The organism is Streptomyces sp. NPDC087901, from assembly GCF_044742205.1.
Classification (GTDB): Bacteria; Actinomycetota; Actinomycetes; order Streptomycetales; family Streptomycetaceae; genus Streptomyces.
The window spans coordinates 234,479-249,999 of the sequence record NZ_JBIUUC010000003.1; the positions used below are offsets into that span (position 1 = coordinate 234,479).

16 protein-coding genes are annotated in these 15,521 nt (G+C 71.2%); 5 read left to right on the plus strand and 11 right to left on the minus strand.

Features of this window, described 5'->3' with window-relative positions; all coding sequences use genetic code 11:
- Positions 1-22 precede the first annotated feature (22 nt).
- From ACIOEW_RS10610 to ACIOEW_RS10620, 3 genes are all read left to right on the plus strand, one after another.
- Positions 23-145, plus strand: a complete 123-nt coding sequence (locus tag ACIOEW_RS10610; RefSeq protein WP_362546493.1) for a hypothetical protein — start codon at positions 23-25, stop codon at positions 143-145.
- A gap of 73 nt (positions 146-218) precedes the next feature.
- Positions 219-884: a peptide-methionine (S)-S-oxide reductase MsrA gene (gene msrA / locus ACIOEW_RS10615; protein WP_362546490.1), complete on the plus strand. Its 666-nt coding sequence runs from the start codon at positions 219-221 to the stop codon at positions 882-884.
- Between the two features lie 45 nt (positions 885-929).
- A complete protein-coding gene (locus ACIOEW_RS10620; RefSeq protein ID WP_401963222.1) occupies positions 930-1,331 on the plus strand; it encodes a YrdB family protein in 402 nt (133 codons plus the stop codon).
- Positions 1,332-1,483: 152 nt separating this feature from the next.
- Here the strand turns inward: ACIOEW_RS10620 and gdhA are convergent, their stop codons facing one another.
- Both gdhA and ACIOEW_RS10630 read right to left on the minus strand, forming a co-directional pair.
- Positions 1,484-2,860 carry an NADP-specific glutamate dehydrogenase gene (gene gdhA, locus ACIOEW_RS10625; protein ID WP_401963840.1) on the minus strand — a complete coding sequence of 459 codons (1,377 nt, stop codon included), beginning with the start codon at positions 2,858-2,860 and terminating at the stop codon, positions 1,484-1,486.
- A 349-nt stretch (positions 2,861-3,209) separates the two neighbouring features.
- Complete coding sequence (locus tag ACIOEW_RS10630) at positions 3,210-3,380, minus strand: hypothetical protein (RefSeq protein WP_401963224.1); 171 nt, start codon at positions 3,378-3,380, stop codon at positions 3,210-3,212.
- A 205-nt stretch (positions 3,381-3,585) separates the two neighbouring features.
- Here ACIOEW_RS10630 and ACIOEW_RS10635 point away from each other — a divergent pair, with 205 nt between their 5' ends.
- Entirely contained in the window at positions 3,586-4,215 is a 630-nt protein-coding gene (locus ACIOEW_RS10635; RefSeq protein ID WP_401963226.1) for an RDD family protein, read from the plus strand.
- 76 nt (positions 4,216-4,291) lie between these two features.
- Here ACIOEW_RS10635 and ACIOEW_RS10640 read toward each other — a convergent pair whose 3' ends face one another.
- The 4 genes from ACIOEW_RS10640 to ACIOEW_RS10655 form a co-directional block, all read right to left on the minus strand.
- On the minus strand, positions 4,292-4,975 hold the full coding sequence (locus tag ACIOEW_RS10640) for an ABC transporter ATP-binding protein (protein WP_362546481.1): 684 nt from the start codon (positions 4,973-4,975) through the stop codon (positions 4,292-4,294).
- 111 nt (positions 4,976-5,086) lie between these two features.
- Positions 5,087-6,538 (minus strand): ABC transporter permease, encoded by a 1,452-nt coding sequence (locus tag ACIOEW_RS10645; RefSeq protein ID WP_401963229.1) that lies wholly within the window; start codon positions 6,536-6,538, stop codon positions 5,087-5,089.
- 176 nt (positions 6,539-6,714) lie between these two features.
- A complete protein-coding gene (locus tag ACIOEW_RS10650; RefSeq protein ID WP_362546475.1) occupies positions 6,715-7,983 on the minus strand; it encodes an Ig-like domain-containing protein in 1,269 nt (422 codons plus the stop codon).
- Positions 7,984-8,267: 284 nt separating this feature from the next.
- Positions 8,268-8,684, minus strand: a complete 417-nt coding sequence (locus ACIOEW_RS10655) for a hypothetical protein (protein WP_362546472.1) — start codon at positions 8,682-8,684, stop codon at positions 8,268-8,270.
- A gap of 307 nt (positions 8,685-8,991) precedes the next feature.
- Here ACIOEW_RS10655 and ACIOEW_RS10660 point away from each other — a divergent pair, with 307 nt between their 5' ends.
- Entirely contained in the window at positions 8,992-9,279 is a 288-nt protein-coding gene (locus tag ACIOEW_RS10660; protein ID WP_401963231.1) for a hypothetical protein, read from the plus strand.
- A gap of 75 nt (positions 9,280-9,354) precedes the next feature.
- On the opposite strand, the gene hutH is transcribed toward ACIOEW_RS10660, so the two are convergent.
- The 5 genes from hutH to ACIOEW_RS10685 all read right to left on the minus strand — a co-directional run bounded on the left by hutH (position 9,355) and on the right by ACIOEW_RS10685 (position 15,521).
- Positions 9,355-10,905, minus strand: coding sequence for a histidine ammonia-lyase (gene hutH, locus ACIOEW_RS10665; protein ID WP_401963233.1), 1,551 nt, complete (start codon positions 10,903-10,905; stop codon positions 9,355-9,357).
- Between the two features lie 35 nt (positions 10,906-10,940).
- Positions 10,941-12,155 (minus strand): diguanylate cyclase domain-containing protein, encoded by a 1,215-nt coding sequence (locus ACIOEW_RS10670; RefSeq protein ID WP_401963235.1) that lies wholly within the window; start codon positions 12,153-12,155, stop codon positions 10,941-10,943.
- Positions 12,156-12,251: 96 nt separating this feature from the next.
- Positions 12,252-13,064 (minus strand): enoyl-CoA hydratase/isomerase family protein, encoded by an 813-nt coding sequence (locus tag ACIOEW_RS10675; protein ID WP_401963236.1) that lies wholly within the window; start codon positions 13,062-13,064, stop codon positions 12,252-12,254.
- Positions 13,065-13,280: 216 nt separating this feature from the next.
- Positions 13,281-14,462, minus strand: a complete 1,182-nt coding sequence (locus tag ACIOEW_RS10680; RefSeq protein ID WP_362546457.1) for an adenylate/guanylate cyclase domain-containing protein — start codon at positions 14,460-14,462, stop codon at positions 13,281-13,283.
- A 195-nt stretch (positions 14,463-14,657) separates the two neighbouring features.
- Positions 14,658-15,521: a biotin--[acetyl-CoA-carboxylase] ligase gene (locus tag ACIOEW_RS10685; protein ID WP_401963239.1), complete on the minus strand. Its 864-nt coding sequence runs from the start codon at positions 15,519-15,521 to the stop codon at positions 14,658-14,660.

Sequence of the window (15,521 nt, forward strand, 5' to 3'; positions counted from 1 at the left end):
CACGACAAGGACCGGTGTTCCCGTGGCACGACTGATACCCCTGATCCTGATCGGCCTCGGCCTCTACTTCTGGTTCAAGTCCCGCAAGCGTGCCGCCGACTATCTGAAGGCCGCCGAGTCGGAGGACGGCACGCCCCGCGCCTGAGCACCGGGGCCGGAATCCACGGCGGTCCCGGTGCGTTGTACGGACATCACGCCGACCCCAGGAGGAGCCCCGCATGTTCCTGAACCGCCGCACCCCGCAGCTCCCCACCCCGGAGGAGGCCCTGCGCGGCCGCGCCACCCCGGAATTCACCGTCCCGGCCCGCCACACGGTCCTGGGCAACGCCCTGCTGGGCCCGTACCCGGAGGGTCTGGAGGCCGCGGACTTCGCGATGGGGTGTTTCTGGGGTGCCGAGCGCAAGTTCTGGGAGACGGACGGTGTCTGGACGACTCTCGTCGGTTACCAGGGCGGCTATACGGAGAACCCCGCGTACGAGGAGGTCTGCTCGGGCCTGACCGGACACACGGAGGCGGTCCGCGTGGTGTACGACCCGAAGGCCGTCACGTACACCCAGCTCCTGAAGGTCTTCTGGGAGTCCCACGACCCGACCCAGGGCTTCCGCCAGGGCAACGACGTGGGCACCCAGTACCGGTCCGCGATCTACACCCACTCCCCCGAGCAGGCAGCGGCCGTGGCGGCGTCCCGCGAGGCGTACCAGAAGGTCCTCACGGGATCCGGCTACGGCGAGATCACCACGGAGATCCTCCCGGCCGAGGGCCGTACCTTCTGGCCCGCCGAGCCGGCGCACCAGCAGTACCTCGACAAGAACCCGGCCGGCTACTGCGGGATCGGCGGCACGGGTGTCTCGTGCCCGATCGGTGTGGCACCGGCCCAGGGCTGATCCGGATACCCTCGCTCCGACGTGAACGGGGAGGGTGGGGGCACCATGCGCGACAACCGTACGGAGGGGCCGGCGATCCCTTCGTCGAGCGGCCGCCCCTGGTGGGCCGCCAACGAAACTCTGGCATTCCTGGTGGAACTGGTGGCGCTGGCGTGCCTGTTCCGGTGGGGGTTCACTCTCGGCGACGGCCTGGCGGTTCAACTACTGCTGGGCACCGGGGTACTGGCGGTCGCCATCGCCCTGTGGGGAACGTTCGCCGCACCGCGCGCCCGGATCCGGCTGCCGCTGGCCGGGGTACTAGCGGTGAAGGCCGTGGTGCTCGGCGGCGGCGCCTACGGGCTGTACGAGGTGGGGCACCCGGCGGCGGCCGTGGTCATGGCCGTCGTGGTGGTGGCGAACACGGGCCTGGCGGAGACGTTCCGGCGCAGGCCGGGTCCTACGGCGTAGCGCAGGCAGGCTCCCGCGACGTGGCCCACGCCGGGCCCTGCTCGTCGGCGTCGTCCGGGACTTGCGTACATCCGCTCCGGGCGTGCCCGCACGCACCACGGGGCCGGGACGCATCCGCGTCCCGGCCCCGTGCGCGTACACCGGGAACCCGGTCAGATCAGTCCCTGCGCCAGCATCGCGTCCGCGACCAGCTCGAAGCCGGCGATGTTCGCGCCGACGACGTAGTTGCCGGGGCTGCCGTAACGCTCCGCCGTGATGTAGCAGGAGTCGTGGATGTGGCGCATGATCTCCGCGAGCCGCTCCTCCGTGTGGGCGAACGTCCAGGAGTCGCGCGAGGCGTTCTGCTGCATCTCCAGGGCGCTGGTCGCCACGCCGCCCGCGTTGGCCGCCTTGCCGGGGGCGAAGGCCACGCCGGCGTCCTGGAACACGCGGACGGCCTCGGGGGTGGTGGGCATGTTGGCGCCCTCGGCGACCGCCTTCACACCGTTGCGTACGAGGGTCAACGCGTCGGCCTCGTGGAGTTCGTTCTGTGTGGCGCAGGGCAGCGCCACATCGCAGGGCACGTTCCAGACGCCGGTGCCGGGCACGAACACGGCGTGCTCGCCGCGGCGTTCCGCGTACTCGGAGACGCGGCCGCGGCCCGCCTCCTTGATCTCCTTGAGCAGGGCGAGGTCGATGCCCTTCTCGTCCACGACGTAGCCGTCGGAGTCGGAGCAGGTCACCACCGTGGCGCCGAGCTGCTGGGCCTTCTCGATCGCGTAGATCGCGACGTTGCCCGAACCGGAGACGGCGATGCGCCGGCCGTCGAGGCTGTCGCCCTGGCTGCGGAGCATTTCTGCGGTGAACAGGACGCAGCCGTAGCCGGTCGCCTCGGTGCGCACCAGGGCGCCGCCCCAGCCGAGGCCCTTGCCGGTGAGGACTCCGGACTCGTAGCGGTTGGTGATCCGCTTGTACTGGCCGAAGAGGTAGCCGATCTCGCGGCCGCCCACGCCGATGTCACCGGCGGGGACGTCGGTGTACTCGCCGAGGTGGCGGTGGAGTTCGGTCATGAACGACTGACAGAACCGCATGATCTCGGCGTCCGAGCGGCCCTTCGGGTCGAAGTCGGAGCCGCCCTTGCCGCCGCCGATGGGCATGCCGGTGAGGGCGTTCTTGAAGATCTGCTCGAAGCCGAGGAACTTCACGATGCCGAGGTTGACCGAGGGGTGGAAGCGCAGCCCGCCCTTGTACGGGCCGAGCGAGCTGGAGAACTCGACCCGGAATCCGCGGTTGACGTGGATGTCGCCGGAGTCGTCCGACCACGGCACACGGAAGATGAGCTGGCGCTCCGGCTCGCATATCCGCTCGATGATCCGGGCGTCCACGAACTCCGGCCGCTGGGCCAGCACCGGGCCGAGCGTCTCCAGGACCTCCCGTACGGCCTGGTGGAACTCCTTCTCGCCCTGGTTGCGGCGGAGGATCTCCGCGTACAGCGGCTCGATGACGCGGTCGGCGGCGTGCGGCGTTGCGGAGTCAGGGGTGGCCTGCATCTGATCAAGACCTTCCATGGGTCGGCTCATGCGCGAAGGCGCCCCCGTCCCGAGGGGCGCCAGGTCCCCCCTCGCCGTTGAGGGCGTCGCCCGACATCACGCATACCGTGCTCACGAAAGCGACGTACAGGACCGTTGTGGCGTATCGAGTGTCCCAGTGGGACGACGCAATGCTCCACGGGCATCCACATGGTGATCCCGTCGCGCCCCGCACGGGAAGGCCGCAACCTCCCGGTCCCAGGCCGGTTCCGGGGAGAATCGGCCGGGTTGCGGCGGGGGCGTGCGCCACCCGAAGTGGTGAACCTCACAGGGGCGTCCTGGCGGGTGTGAGGTCCGCGGCGGGCCGCCCTCAGTTCTCGCGCGGGCTGCGCAGCACCCACAGGCCCGCCGCCGACGCGAGCAGGACCACACCCGACACGACGCTCAGGGCGATGTGCAGTCCTTCCTGGTCCACCAGGAAGTTCAGCGAGAGGTTCGCGACGAGCGCGGCGACGAGCACGGTCCACAGAAGCGGCTTCACGGGGTTCCTCCGGGAACAGGAAGTCGGGCAGGTGCACCGGGCCCTCACCCGGCTGTCCTTCATGCTTCCAGCGGCCGGACTCCGGCACGAGGGTCCGGCCTCCCGGACCGATGGTGTAGCGGGCTACACCATCGGGCGGCGCCCCGATGTCCCGGAGCTGCGCGGTCCGGGCCCGCGGTGACGGGCGATCAGACATGATTCCGTCATGACAACATCGCGGGGGGACCGCAAGGGCCGGGATCCTCATCACCCTTACAGAGCAACGCCGTTGGCCACGGGCCCGCCGCTCGGCCATGGGCATCCGGGACCCCCGTACGTCCCCGTACGGACGGGTCGGCCCGCGCCGCGCACACCGCCCCGGGCCGGCGAGATGCGCCGCTACCTCGCTGTCGGACTCGACTGCTATCTCTGCCTGGTCACCGGCGGCTTACTCGTCCGGCCGTACGCGGGCTCGGCGACCGTTCCCCAGGTCGTCGGGCTGCTGATCGGGCCGGTGCTCGTCCTCTCGTTCCTCAATCAGGTGGTGCTGACCGCGGTCGTCGGCGCGGGCGCGGGGAAGCTGATCATGGGGATACGGGTGGTGAGCCTGCCGGATGCGGGGCGCCCGGGCCCCGGGCGGCTGACGCGGCGCTGGCTGTACGGGCTGTGCTGGCTGCCGCTGCAGCCCTGGTACGGGCTCCGCGCCCGTCTTGCCGGGGCCGGCGGCGCGGGCGGTCCCGGTCCGCGGCCTGTCTGCGAGGAGGCCGCCGCCCCCACCGACCCGGCCGGGCTGCGCCAGGTCCGCCGCAGCGACCTGGCGGCGCACCGCAGGGCCGTGGCCGCGCGGGCGGTCTGAGGACACCGGGAAGCCCCTGACCGGCGGACCCGGGCGGGCCCGTCGGTCAGGGGCGGGGTGGTGAGCTGCTGCCGGCTCAGGCCGCGGCGTTCTCCGTGATGGTGACCTTGCCCTTGCGGATGGTCGCCAGCCGCGGGGCCCTGCGGGCGATCGCGCTGTCGTGGGTGACCATGATGAAGGTGAGCCCGTGCTCCTTCCACATGGTCTCCAGCACCTCCATGATCTCGTCGCGCATGGACTCGTCGAGGTTGCCGGTGGGCTCGTCGGCGAGGAGCACCTTGGGCTGCTTGACCAGGGCTCTGGCGATGGCGACCCGCTGCTGCTGACCGCCGGACATCTCGCTGGGGAGGTGACTGAGCCGTTCGCCCAGTCCGACCGAGTCGAGTGCCTCGGCGGCTCGTCTGCGCCGTTCGGCCGCCTTGATGCCGAGCGGGACGAGGGCGGTCTCGACGTTCTCCTGGGCGGTGAGCGTCGGGATGAGGTTGAAGCTCTGGAAGACGAAGCCGATGTTCTCGGCGCGCACCTTGGTGAGCTTGGCCTCGCTGAGCTTCGCGAGGTCCACACCGTCGAGTTCGACGCTGCCGTCGGTGGGGCGGTCCAGGCCGCCGAGCATCTGCAGCAGCGTGGACTTGCCGCCGCCGGTGGGGCCCTGGATGACCAGGCGGCCGCCGTCCTCGATGGTCAGGTCGACGCCGGCGAGCGCGTGGACGGTGGACTTGCCGCGCGTGTAGCGCTTGGTGACGCCTTGAAGGGTGTACATGGGTCAACTCCTGCTGGCCGATGATCGCGGATCCCGGGCGAACGCCTCGTGGATCGCGGGTCGCGGGGACGGGGGTGCGGGATGCCCGGCCGCCGGGCATCCCGCGGCGGGTTACTCGACGCGGCGCAGCGCGTCCGCGGGGCGCAGCCGGGAGGCGCGCCAGCCGCCGAAGGCGCCCGCGATCAGCCCGCCCGCCACGGCCAGGCCGACGGCGATCAGGATGGTGGAGAGGGAGACGGGTGCGGTCAGGGCGATGTCGAGCGCCTTGGACGCGGTCTGGCGACCGCCGCCCATCATGCCGCCGCCGCGTCCCGCGCCGCTGCTCGATGAGCCGAGCTGGGCGGTGAGGGTGGGGCTGACGGCGGTGACGATGTACGCGCCGGCGAGGCCGATCGCGATGCCGAGGACGCCGCCCATCAGGCCGTTGACGAGGGCCTCGCCGATGACCTGGCGGGTGACCCGGCCGCTCTTCCAGCCGAGCGCCTTGAGCGTGCCGAACTCCCGTACGCGGCGGCTGACCGCGGAGGAGGTGAGGAGTCCCGCCACCAGGAAGGCGGCGATGAGCACGGCGATGGAGAGCCACTTGCCGACGCTGGAGGCCAGGTCGGACGCGGTGGAAAGGGAGCCGGACACGGTGTCCGCGAGGTCGGCGGAGGTGGTGACCGTGGTACCCGCGATGTTCTTCTGGATGGTGGACTTGACGCTGTCGATCTGCTGCGAGTCCGCGGCCTTGACGTAGACCGTGGTGACCTTGTTCTTCGCGTCGGCGAGGGTCTGCGCCTGCTGGAGCGGGATGTAGAGGTTGGCGGCCGCGTCACCGCTGTCGGCCGTGGAGACGCCGACGATCGTGAACTTGGTGCCGTGGACGGTCACCGTCTTGCCGGCCGAGAGCTTCTTCTCCTTGGCGTAGGCGGCGTCGACGACGGCCACCTTCGCGTTGGTCTCGGTCGTCTTGAACGTACGTCCGGCGGTGATCTTCGACGAGGTGAGCGGGCCGAGATCCTGCTTGGTGACGTCGGTGCCGTACACCGTGTAGGAGTTGACGTCGAAGGAGGCGCCGCCGCCCTGGACCTCGCCCTGCGGCTGGCCGGTACCGCCGCCGGGGCCGCCCCGGGTGCCCCCGGTCGTGCCGCCCTCCTGCTTGAACTCACCGCGCTTGAACTGGCCGTCCACCTTCATGACGGTCATGCTCAGCCCGCCGACGGCGTCGGCGACGCCGCTCTGCTTGTCCACCTTGTCCACGGTGGTGGAGGCGAGCGTCTGGAAGCCCTGGACCATGACCCGGTCCGTGCTCTGAGTCGCTTCGTCGTCGCTGTCCTTGGCGTCGAACTCGAACTTGGGGCGTTCCGTGTTGGTTCCCGGAGCTGCGGCGGCCTTGGTGACGGTCATGTCCGTACCGAGGCCGTACAGCGATTCGAGGACCTTGTCCTGGGCCTTGCTCATGCCCGAGGAGACCGAACTGACGATGATGACCAGCGCAATGCCGAGGGCGAGCCCCGAGGCGACGACGAGCGCCGCCTTTCTGCGGCGGCGCAGCTCGCGCCGGAGGTAGGTGAAGAACATGGCGCGAGGCTATGGACCGCTTGTGATGGTGAGTTAAGGCCACGATGAGAGCGGGATGAGAACAGCCCGGTACGCCGAAGGCGGCGGCTCCGGGATCCGTGGGGATCCGGTGCCGCCGCCTGGCGTGCGGGACGGGGTGGGTGCTGCCCGGGGTGAGGGGGAAGCGGTCGGCCGGCTCAGGCCACGGAGCCCGCCGTCCACTGGGCCCAGCTCATGTTCCAGCCGTTGAGGCCGTTGTCGGGCTGGATGGTCTTGTCCGGGGAGTTCTTGACGACGACCACGTCACCGATCATGGAGTTGTTGTAGAACCAGGCGGCGGGCTCGTTGGGGTCACCGGCGCCCTTGGCGTCGGAGAGGCCGACGCAGCCGTGGCTGGTGTTGGCGCTGCCGAAGATCGACTTGGCGCCCCAGTAGTTGCCGTGGATGAAGGTGCCCGACGTGGACAGCCGCATGGCGTGCGGCACGTCCTTGATGTCGTACTCACCCTTGCCGTCGTCGTCGGTGAAGCCGACCGTCGAACCGTCCATCCGGGTCTCCTTGAACTTCTCGGAGATCACCATCTGGCCGTTGTACGTCGGGTTGTCCGACGAACCGGCCGAGATCGGGATGGTCTTGATCGTCTTGCCGTTCTGGGTGACGGTCATCGTGTGCGTCTTGGCGTCCACGGTCGAGACCTGGTTGCGGCCGACCTTGAAGGTGACCGTCTTCTGCTGCACGCCGTACACGCCGTCCGCACCCTCGACGCCGTCCAGCGCCAGCTTCAGCGTGACGGTGGAGCCGCCCGTCCAGTAGTCCTCGGGACGCAGGTCCAGGCGCTGGGAGTTGAACCAGTGGCCGACGACCTGCTGGCCGCTGCTGGACGTCACGGTGATGCCGTCCTGGACGGCCTTCTGGTCGGTGATCGCCTTGTTGAAGTTGATCGAGACGGGCATGCCGACGCCGACGGTGGAGCCGTCCTCGGGGGTGAAGTTCCCGATGAAGCTGTTGGCGGGCGACACGGTGGTGAAGGAGGAGTTCTCGTGCGCCTCGCGGCCCTTCGAGTCCTGCGCCGTCGCATTGATCTTGTACGTGGTCGAACGCTCCAGCTGGGCGTCCGGCTTCCAGGTCGTGCCGTCGGCGGACAGGGTGCCCTTGACGCTCTCGCCGGCTGCCGTGGTCATCGTGACCACCGTCAGCTTGCCCTTGGTGACGGTGACCTTGGCGGCGTTGTTGATGCTCGCGTTGGTCGCGCCGTTCTTCGGCGAAATCGCTATCTGCGCCTCGGAGGCCTCCTCGGCCGCCGCCTTGTCGACCTCGGCCGCCTGTGACTTCGAGCTGTCGGGGCTAGGGCCGCCCTTGTCGCCGCCGTCGTTGCAGGCCGAAAGCACCAGCACGCCGCCGAGCAGTGCGGACGCGGCCATGAGGCCCCTGCGCCGTTTGCTGTCCGTCATCACACGCTTCTCCATCGTTGCCGAAATCCCCAAAACCCCGAGCAAGGCCGTCGACCGGCTACACCCGTCAATGCTCCAAGAACACCCTGAATGGGCGCCCCGTTCCATATCTGCCTCAGATGTGGGGAACACCACTCATCGACGCGGTGGTGACAGCCGTGGTTCCCGCTGTTCATCACCTATGTGTCCGCCGGTACACGAACCGGTTGTACAGCACGTCCGTGATCCGTATCCACCGGCTGCTCACGCAGACCGGCCCCGGTCCGCCGGAAGCGGGCCGGGGCCGGTGTTCCCACCCGCTAGACCCGCCGTTCCGTGCTGCCGTCCTTCTCCCCATTGTGCGGGACGCCGGAGGCGCTCTCGTCGCCGTCGTCCCCCTCGCCGTCGTCGTCCTGGTCGTCATCGAGGTCCCATCCGTCCGGGTCGTCCGGGTCGTAGTCGATGATCTCGCTGCTCCAGGAGGCCTGGGCCAGCTCGACCCCGGGCACCTCCCCGACCAGGTCGAACGGGTCGATCAGCGAGGCGAGGGCCTCCGCACCGTCTTCCCGTACCGCGGTCTCGGCATGCGTACGTTCTTCGGCGGACTCGCCGCCGGGCTCCCCGTACTCGGCCGCGAGGCTTTCCAGCGCGGTCCCGCTCAGGGCGTCGGCGTCCGTGATCTCGACCACCATTTCGACACGAAGGCGAACGAATCGTGATGACTCAGAAGTGCTCATGATGTGGAGCGTAAGGCCGGCCGGCACCTGCGAGGTGGAGGAGGGAACGGGTCCGGGTGCCCGCAGCCGCGCGAAGGGGGTCCCCCATGCCTTCAGGGCTATGGGGGAGTTGTTGATCGACGGCAACGCCGCAGATGCGCGTGCCCGGGCATGCGAAACCGCCCCAGGTGCCGGCCGGCCCGAACTCCCGGCCGCCATGGCTTTCCCGCGACCCGCTGCGTTCATTAGCATCGGTGCAACAGGCCTGAGGGGACCCGGCATTCGGGGAGCCCTCTCTCTTACGGCTGCCCCAAGGGGGATCGATTCCGTGGCCATCACCCGCCGCCCGCTTCTGACCGCCACCGCCGCGGGAACGCTGCTGTGCGCCTTGTGGTTCGTCCCGTCCGCCAACGCGGGCGATGCGACCCCCGCACCCAGCACGGCCGGCCACAGCGCCGCCGCCTCCGGTTCGGACCTGGACCCCACCACGCTCGCCGAGACCGGGACCGGGATCGACACGACGCCGTATCTCGTCGGCGGCATGGCGCTTCTGGGAATCGGAGCCGGCTTCGTCACGTACTCGGGCCGTCACGGAGGTCCGCAGCCGGCCCTGTGAGCGGGCACGGCCGCGGACACGACAGCGGCCACCGGGTCCGCCCGGTGGCCGCTGTCGTGCGTATCAGGACCGCGGTCAGGCCAGCGGCCCCGTGACCGGCTCGACCGCCGAGACGAGCTTGCCCGCCCGGACGAAGGCGTCCGCCGCGGCCAGGTCCGGCGACAGGAAGCGGTCCGGGCCGGGGCCCTCGACGCCCGCCGCCCGCAGCGCCTCGATGGCGGCCAGCGAGGCCGGGGCCGGGGTCAGGCCCTGCGCGGCGCGCAGCTCGACGGCGCGGGTCGCCGCGTACAGCTCGACGGCGACGATCCGGGCGAGGTTGTCGACGGCGGTACGGAGCTTGCGCGCGGCCGACCAGCCCATCGAGACGTGGTCCTCCTGCATCGCGGAGGACGGGATCGAGTCGGCGGAGGCGGGGACGGCGAGCCGCTTCATCTCGCTGACCAGCGCGGCCTGGGTGTACTGGGCGATCATCAGGCCGGAGTCGACACCGGCGTCATCGGCGAGGAACGGCGGCAGCCCGTGCGAACGGTTCTTGTCCAGCAGCCGGTCGGTGCGGCGCTCGGCGATCGAACCGAGGTCGGCGGCGACGATGGCCAGGAAGTCCAGGACGTACGCGACCGGCGCCCCGTGGAAGTTGCCGTTGGACTCGACCCGGCCGTCGGGAAGGACGACGGGGTTGTCGACGGAGGAGGCCAGTTCGCGGTCGGCAACGGTCGCGGCGTAGGCGAGGGTGTCGCGGCCCGCGCCGTTGACCTGGGGCGCGCAGCGCACGGAGTAGGCGTCCTGGACGCGCGGCGCGTCGTCCTGGTGGTGACCGGTCAGACCCGAACCGGCGAGCACCCGCAGCATGTTGTCGGCGCTGGCGCCCTGGCCGGGGTGCGGGCGGATGGCGTGCAGCTCGGGGGCGAGGACCTTGTCCGTGCCGAGCAGGGCCTCCAGGGAGAGGGCCGCGGTGATGTCGGCCGAGGTGTAGAGGCTGCGCAGGTCGGCGAGGGCCATCACGAGCATGCCGAGCATGCCGTCGGTGCCGTTGAGGAGGGCGAGGCCCTCCTTCTCGCGCAGCTCGACCGGGGTGATGCCGTGAGCGGCGAGGAGCTCACCGGCCGGGCGGACGGTCCCGTCGGGGCCCTCCGCGTCACCTTCACCCATCAGGGTCAGGGCGCAGTGCGAGAGCGGTGCCAGGTCACCGGAGCAGCCGAGGGAACCGTACTCGTGAACGACGGGTGTGATCCCGGCGTTGAGTACGTCCGCCATGGTCTGGGCGACCTCGGGCCGCACGCCCGTGTGTCCGGAGGCGACCGTCTTCAGCCGGAGGAACATCAGAGCCCTGACGACCTCGCGCTCGACCCGCGGGCCCATGCCGGCCGCGTGCGAGCGGACGATGTTGCGCTGGAGCTGAGCACGGAGCTCCGGGCTGATGTGGCGGCTGGCCAGGGCGCCGAACCCGGTGGAGACGCCGTAGACCGGCTCGGGCTTGGCGGCGAGCGCCTCCACGATCTCGCGGGCGGCCGCCAGGGCGCTCACCGCGGCCGCGGAGAGCTCGACACGGGCGTTGCCGCGGGCCACGGCGATGACGTCCTGAGCAGTGGTACCGGACGTCCCCACCACGACTGTATGCATATCCATATTCAGAAGCGTACGGACTGAAACCCTTCATGTCACTAGTGGTCGCCGGGTTGACCCCTTACCTCATCCGTCACCTCGGGCACGGCTCCCCGCAGGCGGCGGCGGTCATGGGCGGACTTGGGCGGAGAGTCGGCCAGCCGGATGACCTCGCCGTCACGCCCCGCCACCACGGGCCTCACGGAGCGGGCCGCCTTCGCCCGGTACTGGGCCGCGTCCGCGAGCCGGAAGAGCCGCCGCGCGGAGACCACCGGACCGATCGGATCCCCGGTGGACGCGATCCCGCAGGCGACCCCGTTGCCGAACTCCAGCTCGGCGGCCCGCTCGCAGAGCTCCGTGGCCACCGCGATCACCTCGTCCGCCCCGGGACCCAGGGCCAGCAGACAGAACTCGTCCCCGCCGAGCCGGGCCGCCAGCGCCCCGGGCAGCATGGCCCCGCACCGGGACAGCACGGAGCCGAAACGTTCCAGCAGCCGGTCGCCGACGGCATGCCCGTGCGTGTCGTTGACCCGCTTCAGACCGTTCAGATCGCAGACGACCAGGCTCACCACCGAGCCGTCCTCCCGGTGCCGCTCCACCGCCTCGTCCAGCCGCATGTCGACGGCCCGCCGGTTGGCGAGACCGGTCAGCGGATCGGTGAAGGCGAGCTTGCGCACCTCCTCCAGGCGCTCCGTCTGGGAGATACCGGCGGCCACGACGGCGGCCAGCACGGTGGCGAAGTCCGCGTCCCGGCGGCCGAACACCGGCTCCCCCACCGGCCGCGCCACATAGAGCTCACCCCAGGCCCGCCCGTGCAGCACGATCGGAGCCACCACGCAGCAGCCGCGTCCGCGCCGGCGCAGCGCCGCCACCCGCTGATGGCAGTAGCCGCGCCGGTAACCGTGCGCACCCGCCACACCCGCACCCCCGGTCTCCGGCTCCACCGGACCGTCGGCCGTCTCCACCCAGGCGTCCGGCTCGCCGCCCCCGGCCCACCGCTCATGCAGGAACTCGGTGATCTCCGGGAACTGGTGCACCGGGTACGTCTCCTCGTCGGGGAACTCCTCCTCCCCCTCGGCCCGCTCGCCCGCGTTGACCAGCACCCGCAGCCGCCCGCGTCCGCGCTCCCAGACCGACAGCGCGGCAAAGCTGCCGCCCAACGCCTCGCACGCCCCCAGCGCGGCCGCTCGCCAGCACCCCCGCGGGGTGTGCGCCGCCGCCATCGCCTGCGCAAGCGAAACCACGGCCCGCAGCCGCGCATCATCACCACCCATCGCATCAGCTTATGTAGGTTTGTGGTGATTTGATCAGTTTGCGGCTCGACTCACGCACGGTGCGTCGCCTATCGAACACACAGGGTCATGTTCGGGTCATTCCCCGGGCCAGTTCGCCTTCCGCTTCTCGTTGAACGCCGCCACGCCCTCCGCCCGGTCGCCGGAGAAGGCCACCGACCGCCACGCGGAGTCCTCGACCTCGAGACCGGCCCGCAGATCGAGCCCGTGGCCGAGCCGCAGCGCCCGCTTGGCCGCCCGCAGCCCCACCGGGGAGTTCGCCGCGATCCGGCCGGCCAGCGCGAGCGCCTCGGCCCGGTCCTCGCCCTCGGCGACCAGCTCGTCGACCAGCCCCAGCTCCCGCGCCTCGGCCGCCTCCACCCGGCGGGCGGTGAAGATCAGCTCGGCGGCGCGCGCCGCTCCGATCCGGCGCGGCAGCAGCTGGGTGCCGCCACCACCCGGGATGACCCCGACCGACACCTCGGGGAGGCCCACCAGGGCGGTCCGGTCGGCGACGATCAGGTCGCAGGACAGGGCCAGCTCGAACCCGCCGCCGAGCGCGAAGCCGTGCACCGCGGCGATCGTCGGCATCGGCAGTTCGAGAACTCCGGTGTAGGCGGCACGGGCCGTGGGCCGCTGGCGCACCAGGTCCGCGTCGGTGAAGGAGTTGCGCTCCTTGAGGTCCGCGCCCACGCAGAAGGCCCGCTCATGGCTGGAGGTGAGGACGGTGACCCGGACATCCGAGTCGGCGGCGAGCGCGGCGCAGGCCGCGCCGATCGAGCGCGCCATGTCCGTGGACACGGCGTTCATCGCCTTGGGCCGGTCGAGAACCAGCTCGGCGACGTGCTCCAGGCCCTCATGGCCCCGTACGACGACGAACTCCCCGAACCGCTGCTCGGACGTGACGGTCATGACTGCACCCCTCCGGTTAACGAGCGTTACCGGAGGGATCCTAGAGCTCTCCCGGGGCGGGAGGGCAGGGGGCTGTCTGGCCGGTCAGGACGTGCCGGCCGGGCGATCCAGGGCCGGTCGGGACGTGCCGACCGGGAAATGCGGGATGAGTCGGAACGAGCCGGCACGGCAATCCGGGGCCGGTCAGGACGTGCCGACCCGGCGATCCGGGATCGGTCAGGACGTGCCGCGACGGGCCAGCAGCCACGGTTCGACGATGCCCAGGCCACGCACCGGGCGCTGCCACATCGGCTGCAGCCCGTAGCGGTACTTGGGTACGGGAGCCGGCTCCTCGCCGTCCACGCCCTCCTTCTCGGCCCGCGCGGCGGCCGCGGCCTCCTCCGCGGCCTGGGCCTCGGAGACGGGGGCGTCGCCGGTACGGGTCAGCTCCTTGGCGAACGCCCCGTCCACCAGGACGGCGTCCTTCGGCGCTATCGAGGTCAGCCGGCTGGCGAGGTTCACCGTGGTGCCGAAGACATCGCCCATCCGGGTGGTGACGGTGCCGAACGCGATGCCGACGCGCAGCGCCGGCATCGTCTCGTCCAGGGTCATCGCCTCGATGAGACGCAGCGCGATCTCGGACGCGGTGCGCGCGTCGTCGGCGGCGAAGAGCACCTCGTCACCCAGGGTCTTGATCAGCCGGCCGCCGTGCGCGGCGACGAGGTCGGCGCAGGTGGTCTCGAAGGACTCGACGAGTTCACCGAGCTCCTCCTCCTCCAGGCGACGGGTCAGCCGGGTGAACCCGACGAGGTCGGCGAAGCCGACGGCCAGGCGCCGGTCGACCATCTCGTCGTCGTCCGCGGCCTGCACGACCCGGCCGGTGGCGGCGGCGAGCTGGCGCCGCCACACATACACCAGGAACTCCTCCAGCTCCGGCAGGAGCAGTTCGATCAGGGGGTACGTGACCTCGGTGCGGGTCATTCCCGGCTCGGGCGGCTCGGTGAGGCCCTCCAGGAAGGAATCGATCTGCCATTCCGCCAGCCGGGCGGTGGTCTGCCCGGTCGACCGGGCCACCTGGATCGCCATCGGCTCACTGAGCAGCCCCGCCTCGACCAGACCGGACAGCCGCCGCAGCGCCAGCACGTCGGCCTCGGTCAGCGCCTTGGCCTGGCCGATGTCGGCGAATCCCATGGCCCGCCAGAACCGGGACGCCAGATCCATGGAGACGCCCGCGGTCCGGGCGGCCTGGAACGGGGTGTAGCGCCGGTCGGCCCCCAGGATCAGCTGTTCCAGCCGGATCGCCAGGGGATCGTCGGTCGGTTCCGCCGTGTGGTCGACTTCGTGATGCGGTGTCGCGTGGACCGAGGAGTCCGACGGGGGCTCTTCGCCCGCGCCGGAGGTCGTGTCGTCGACGGTCACCAGCCGCCTCCTGCCCGTTCCCTGCGCACTGCCCTGCCGATCTGTCGGTGGATCGCCTCAACGATACGGCAGGTGTGCCCTACCTCACGTCGTCCAGGGCGTTTCGTTCCGATCATGCCGGACCACGCGAGCCCTGCCTGATCCGTACGGGGGGCCCTGGACGACACCGGACGGGATTCGCGCCGTGGGCCGCCCTCAGGTCAGTCCGCCCTCCGCTCCGCGCAGGTGCACGATGTCGCCCGCCGAGACCGGCTTCCGCAGTCCGTCGTCCGAGGACAGGACCAGCCGGCCGTCCCCGTCGATCGCCACCGCCTCACCGGTGAGCGTCCGGTTGCCGGGCAACTGGGCCCGCACCTTTCGCCCGAGCGTCGCGCAGCCCGCGGCGTACGCCTCCTGGAGCCCGCTGGCGGCCGCGTCGCCGTCGGCCGCGCGCCACTGTCCGTACCACTGCTCCAGTGAGCGCAGTACGCCCCGCAGCAGTGTCTCGCGGTCGGTGGAGACCGCTCCGGCGAGGGCGAGCGAGGCGGCGGTGGGGGCGGGCAGCTCGTCGGCCCGCAGGGAGACGTTCAGACCGATGCCGACGACGACGCCGTCCCCCGCCCGCTCGGCGAGGATGCCGCCCGTCTTGCGCTCCTCCCCGCCGACCGTGACCAGCAGGTCGTTGGGCCACTTCAGCGACGTGTCGACGCCTGCCGACCGGGCCAGGCCGGTCGCCGCGGCGACCCCGGCGAGGAGCGGGAGCCAGCCCCACCGCTGCACCGGAACCGGGCCCGGCGTCAGGTAGACGGAGAAGAACAGGCCGGAGCGGGCAGGCGCCGTCCAGGTGCGGTCCAGGCGGCCCCGGCCGGCGGTCTGTTCCTCGGCGACCAGGACGGTGCCCTCGGCGAGGGAGGCCGCGCGGCCCGCGAGATCGGAGTTGGTGGAGCCGGTGGCGGCGACGACGTCGAGGGCGGTCCACAGCCCGCCCGGCACCAGCAGTCCGCGGCGCAGCGCGGGGACGTTCAGTGGCGGCCGGTCCAGGTCCGACCAACGGCTCTGTGGCGCATCCGAAGGTGTCAT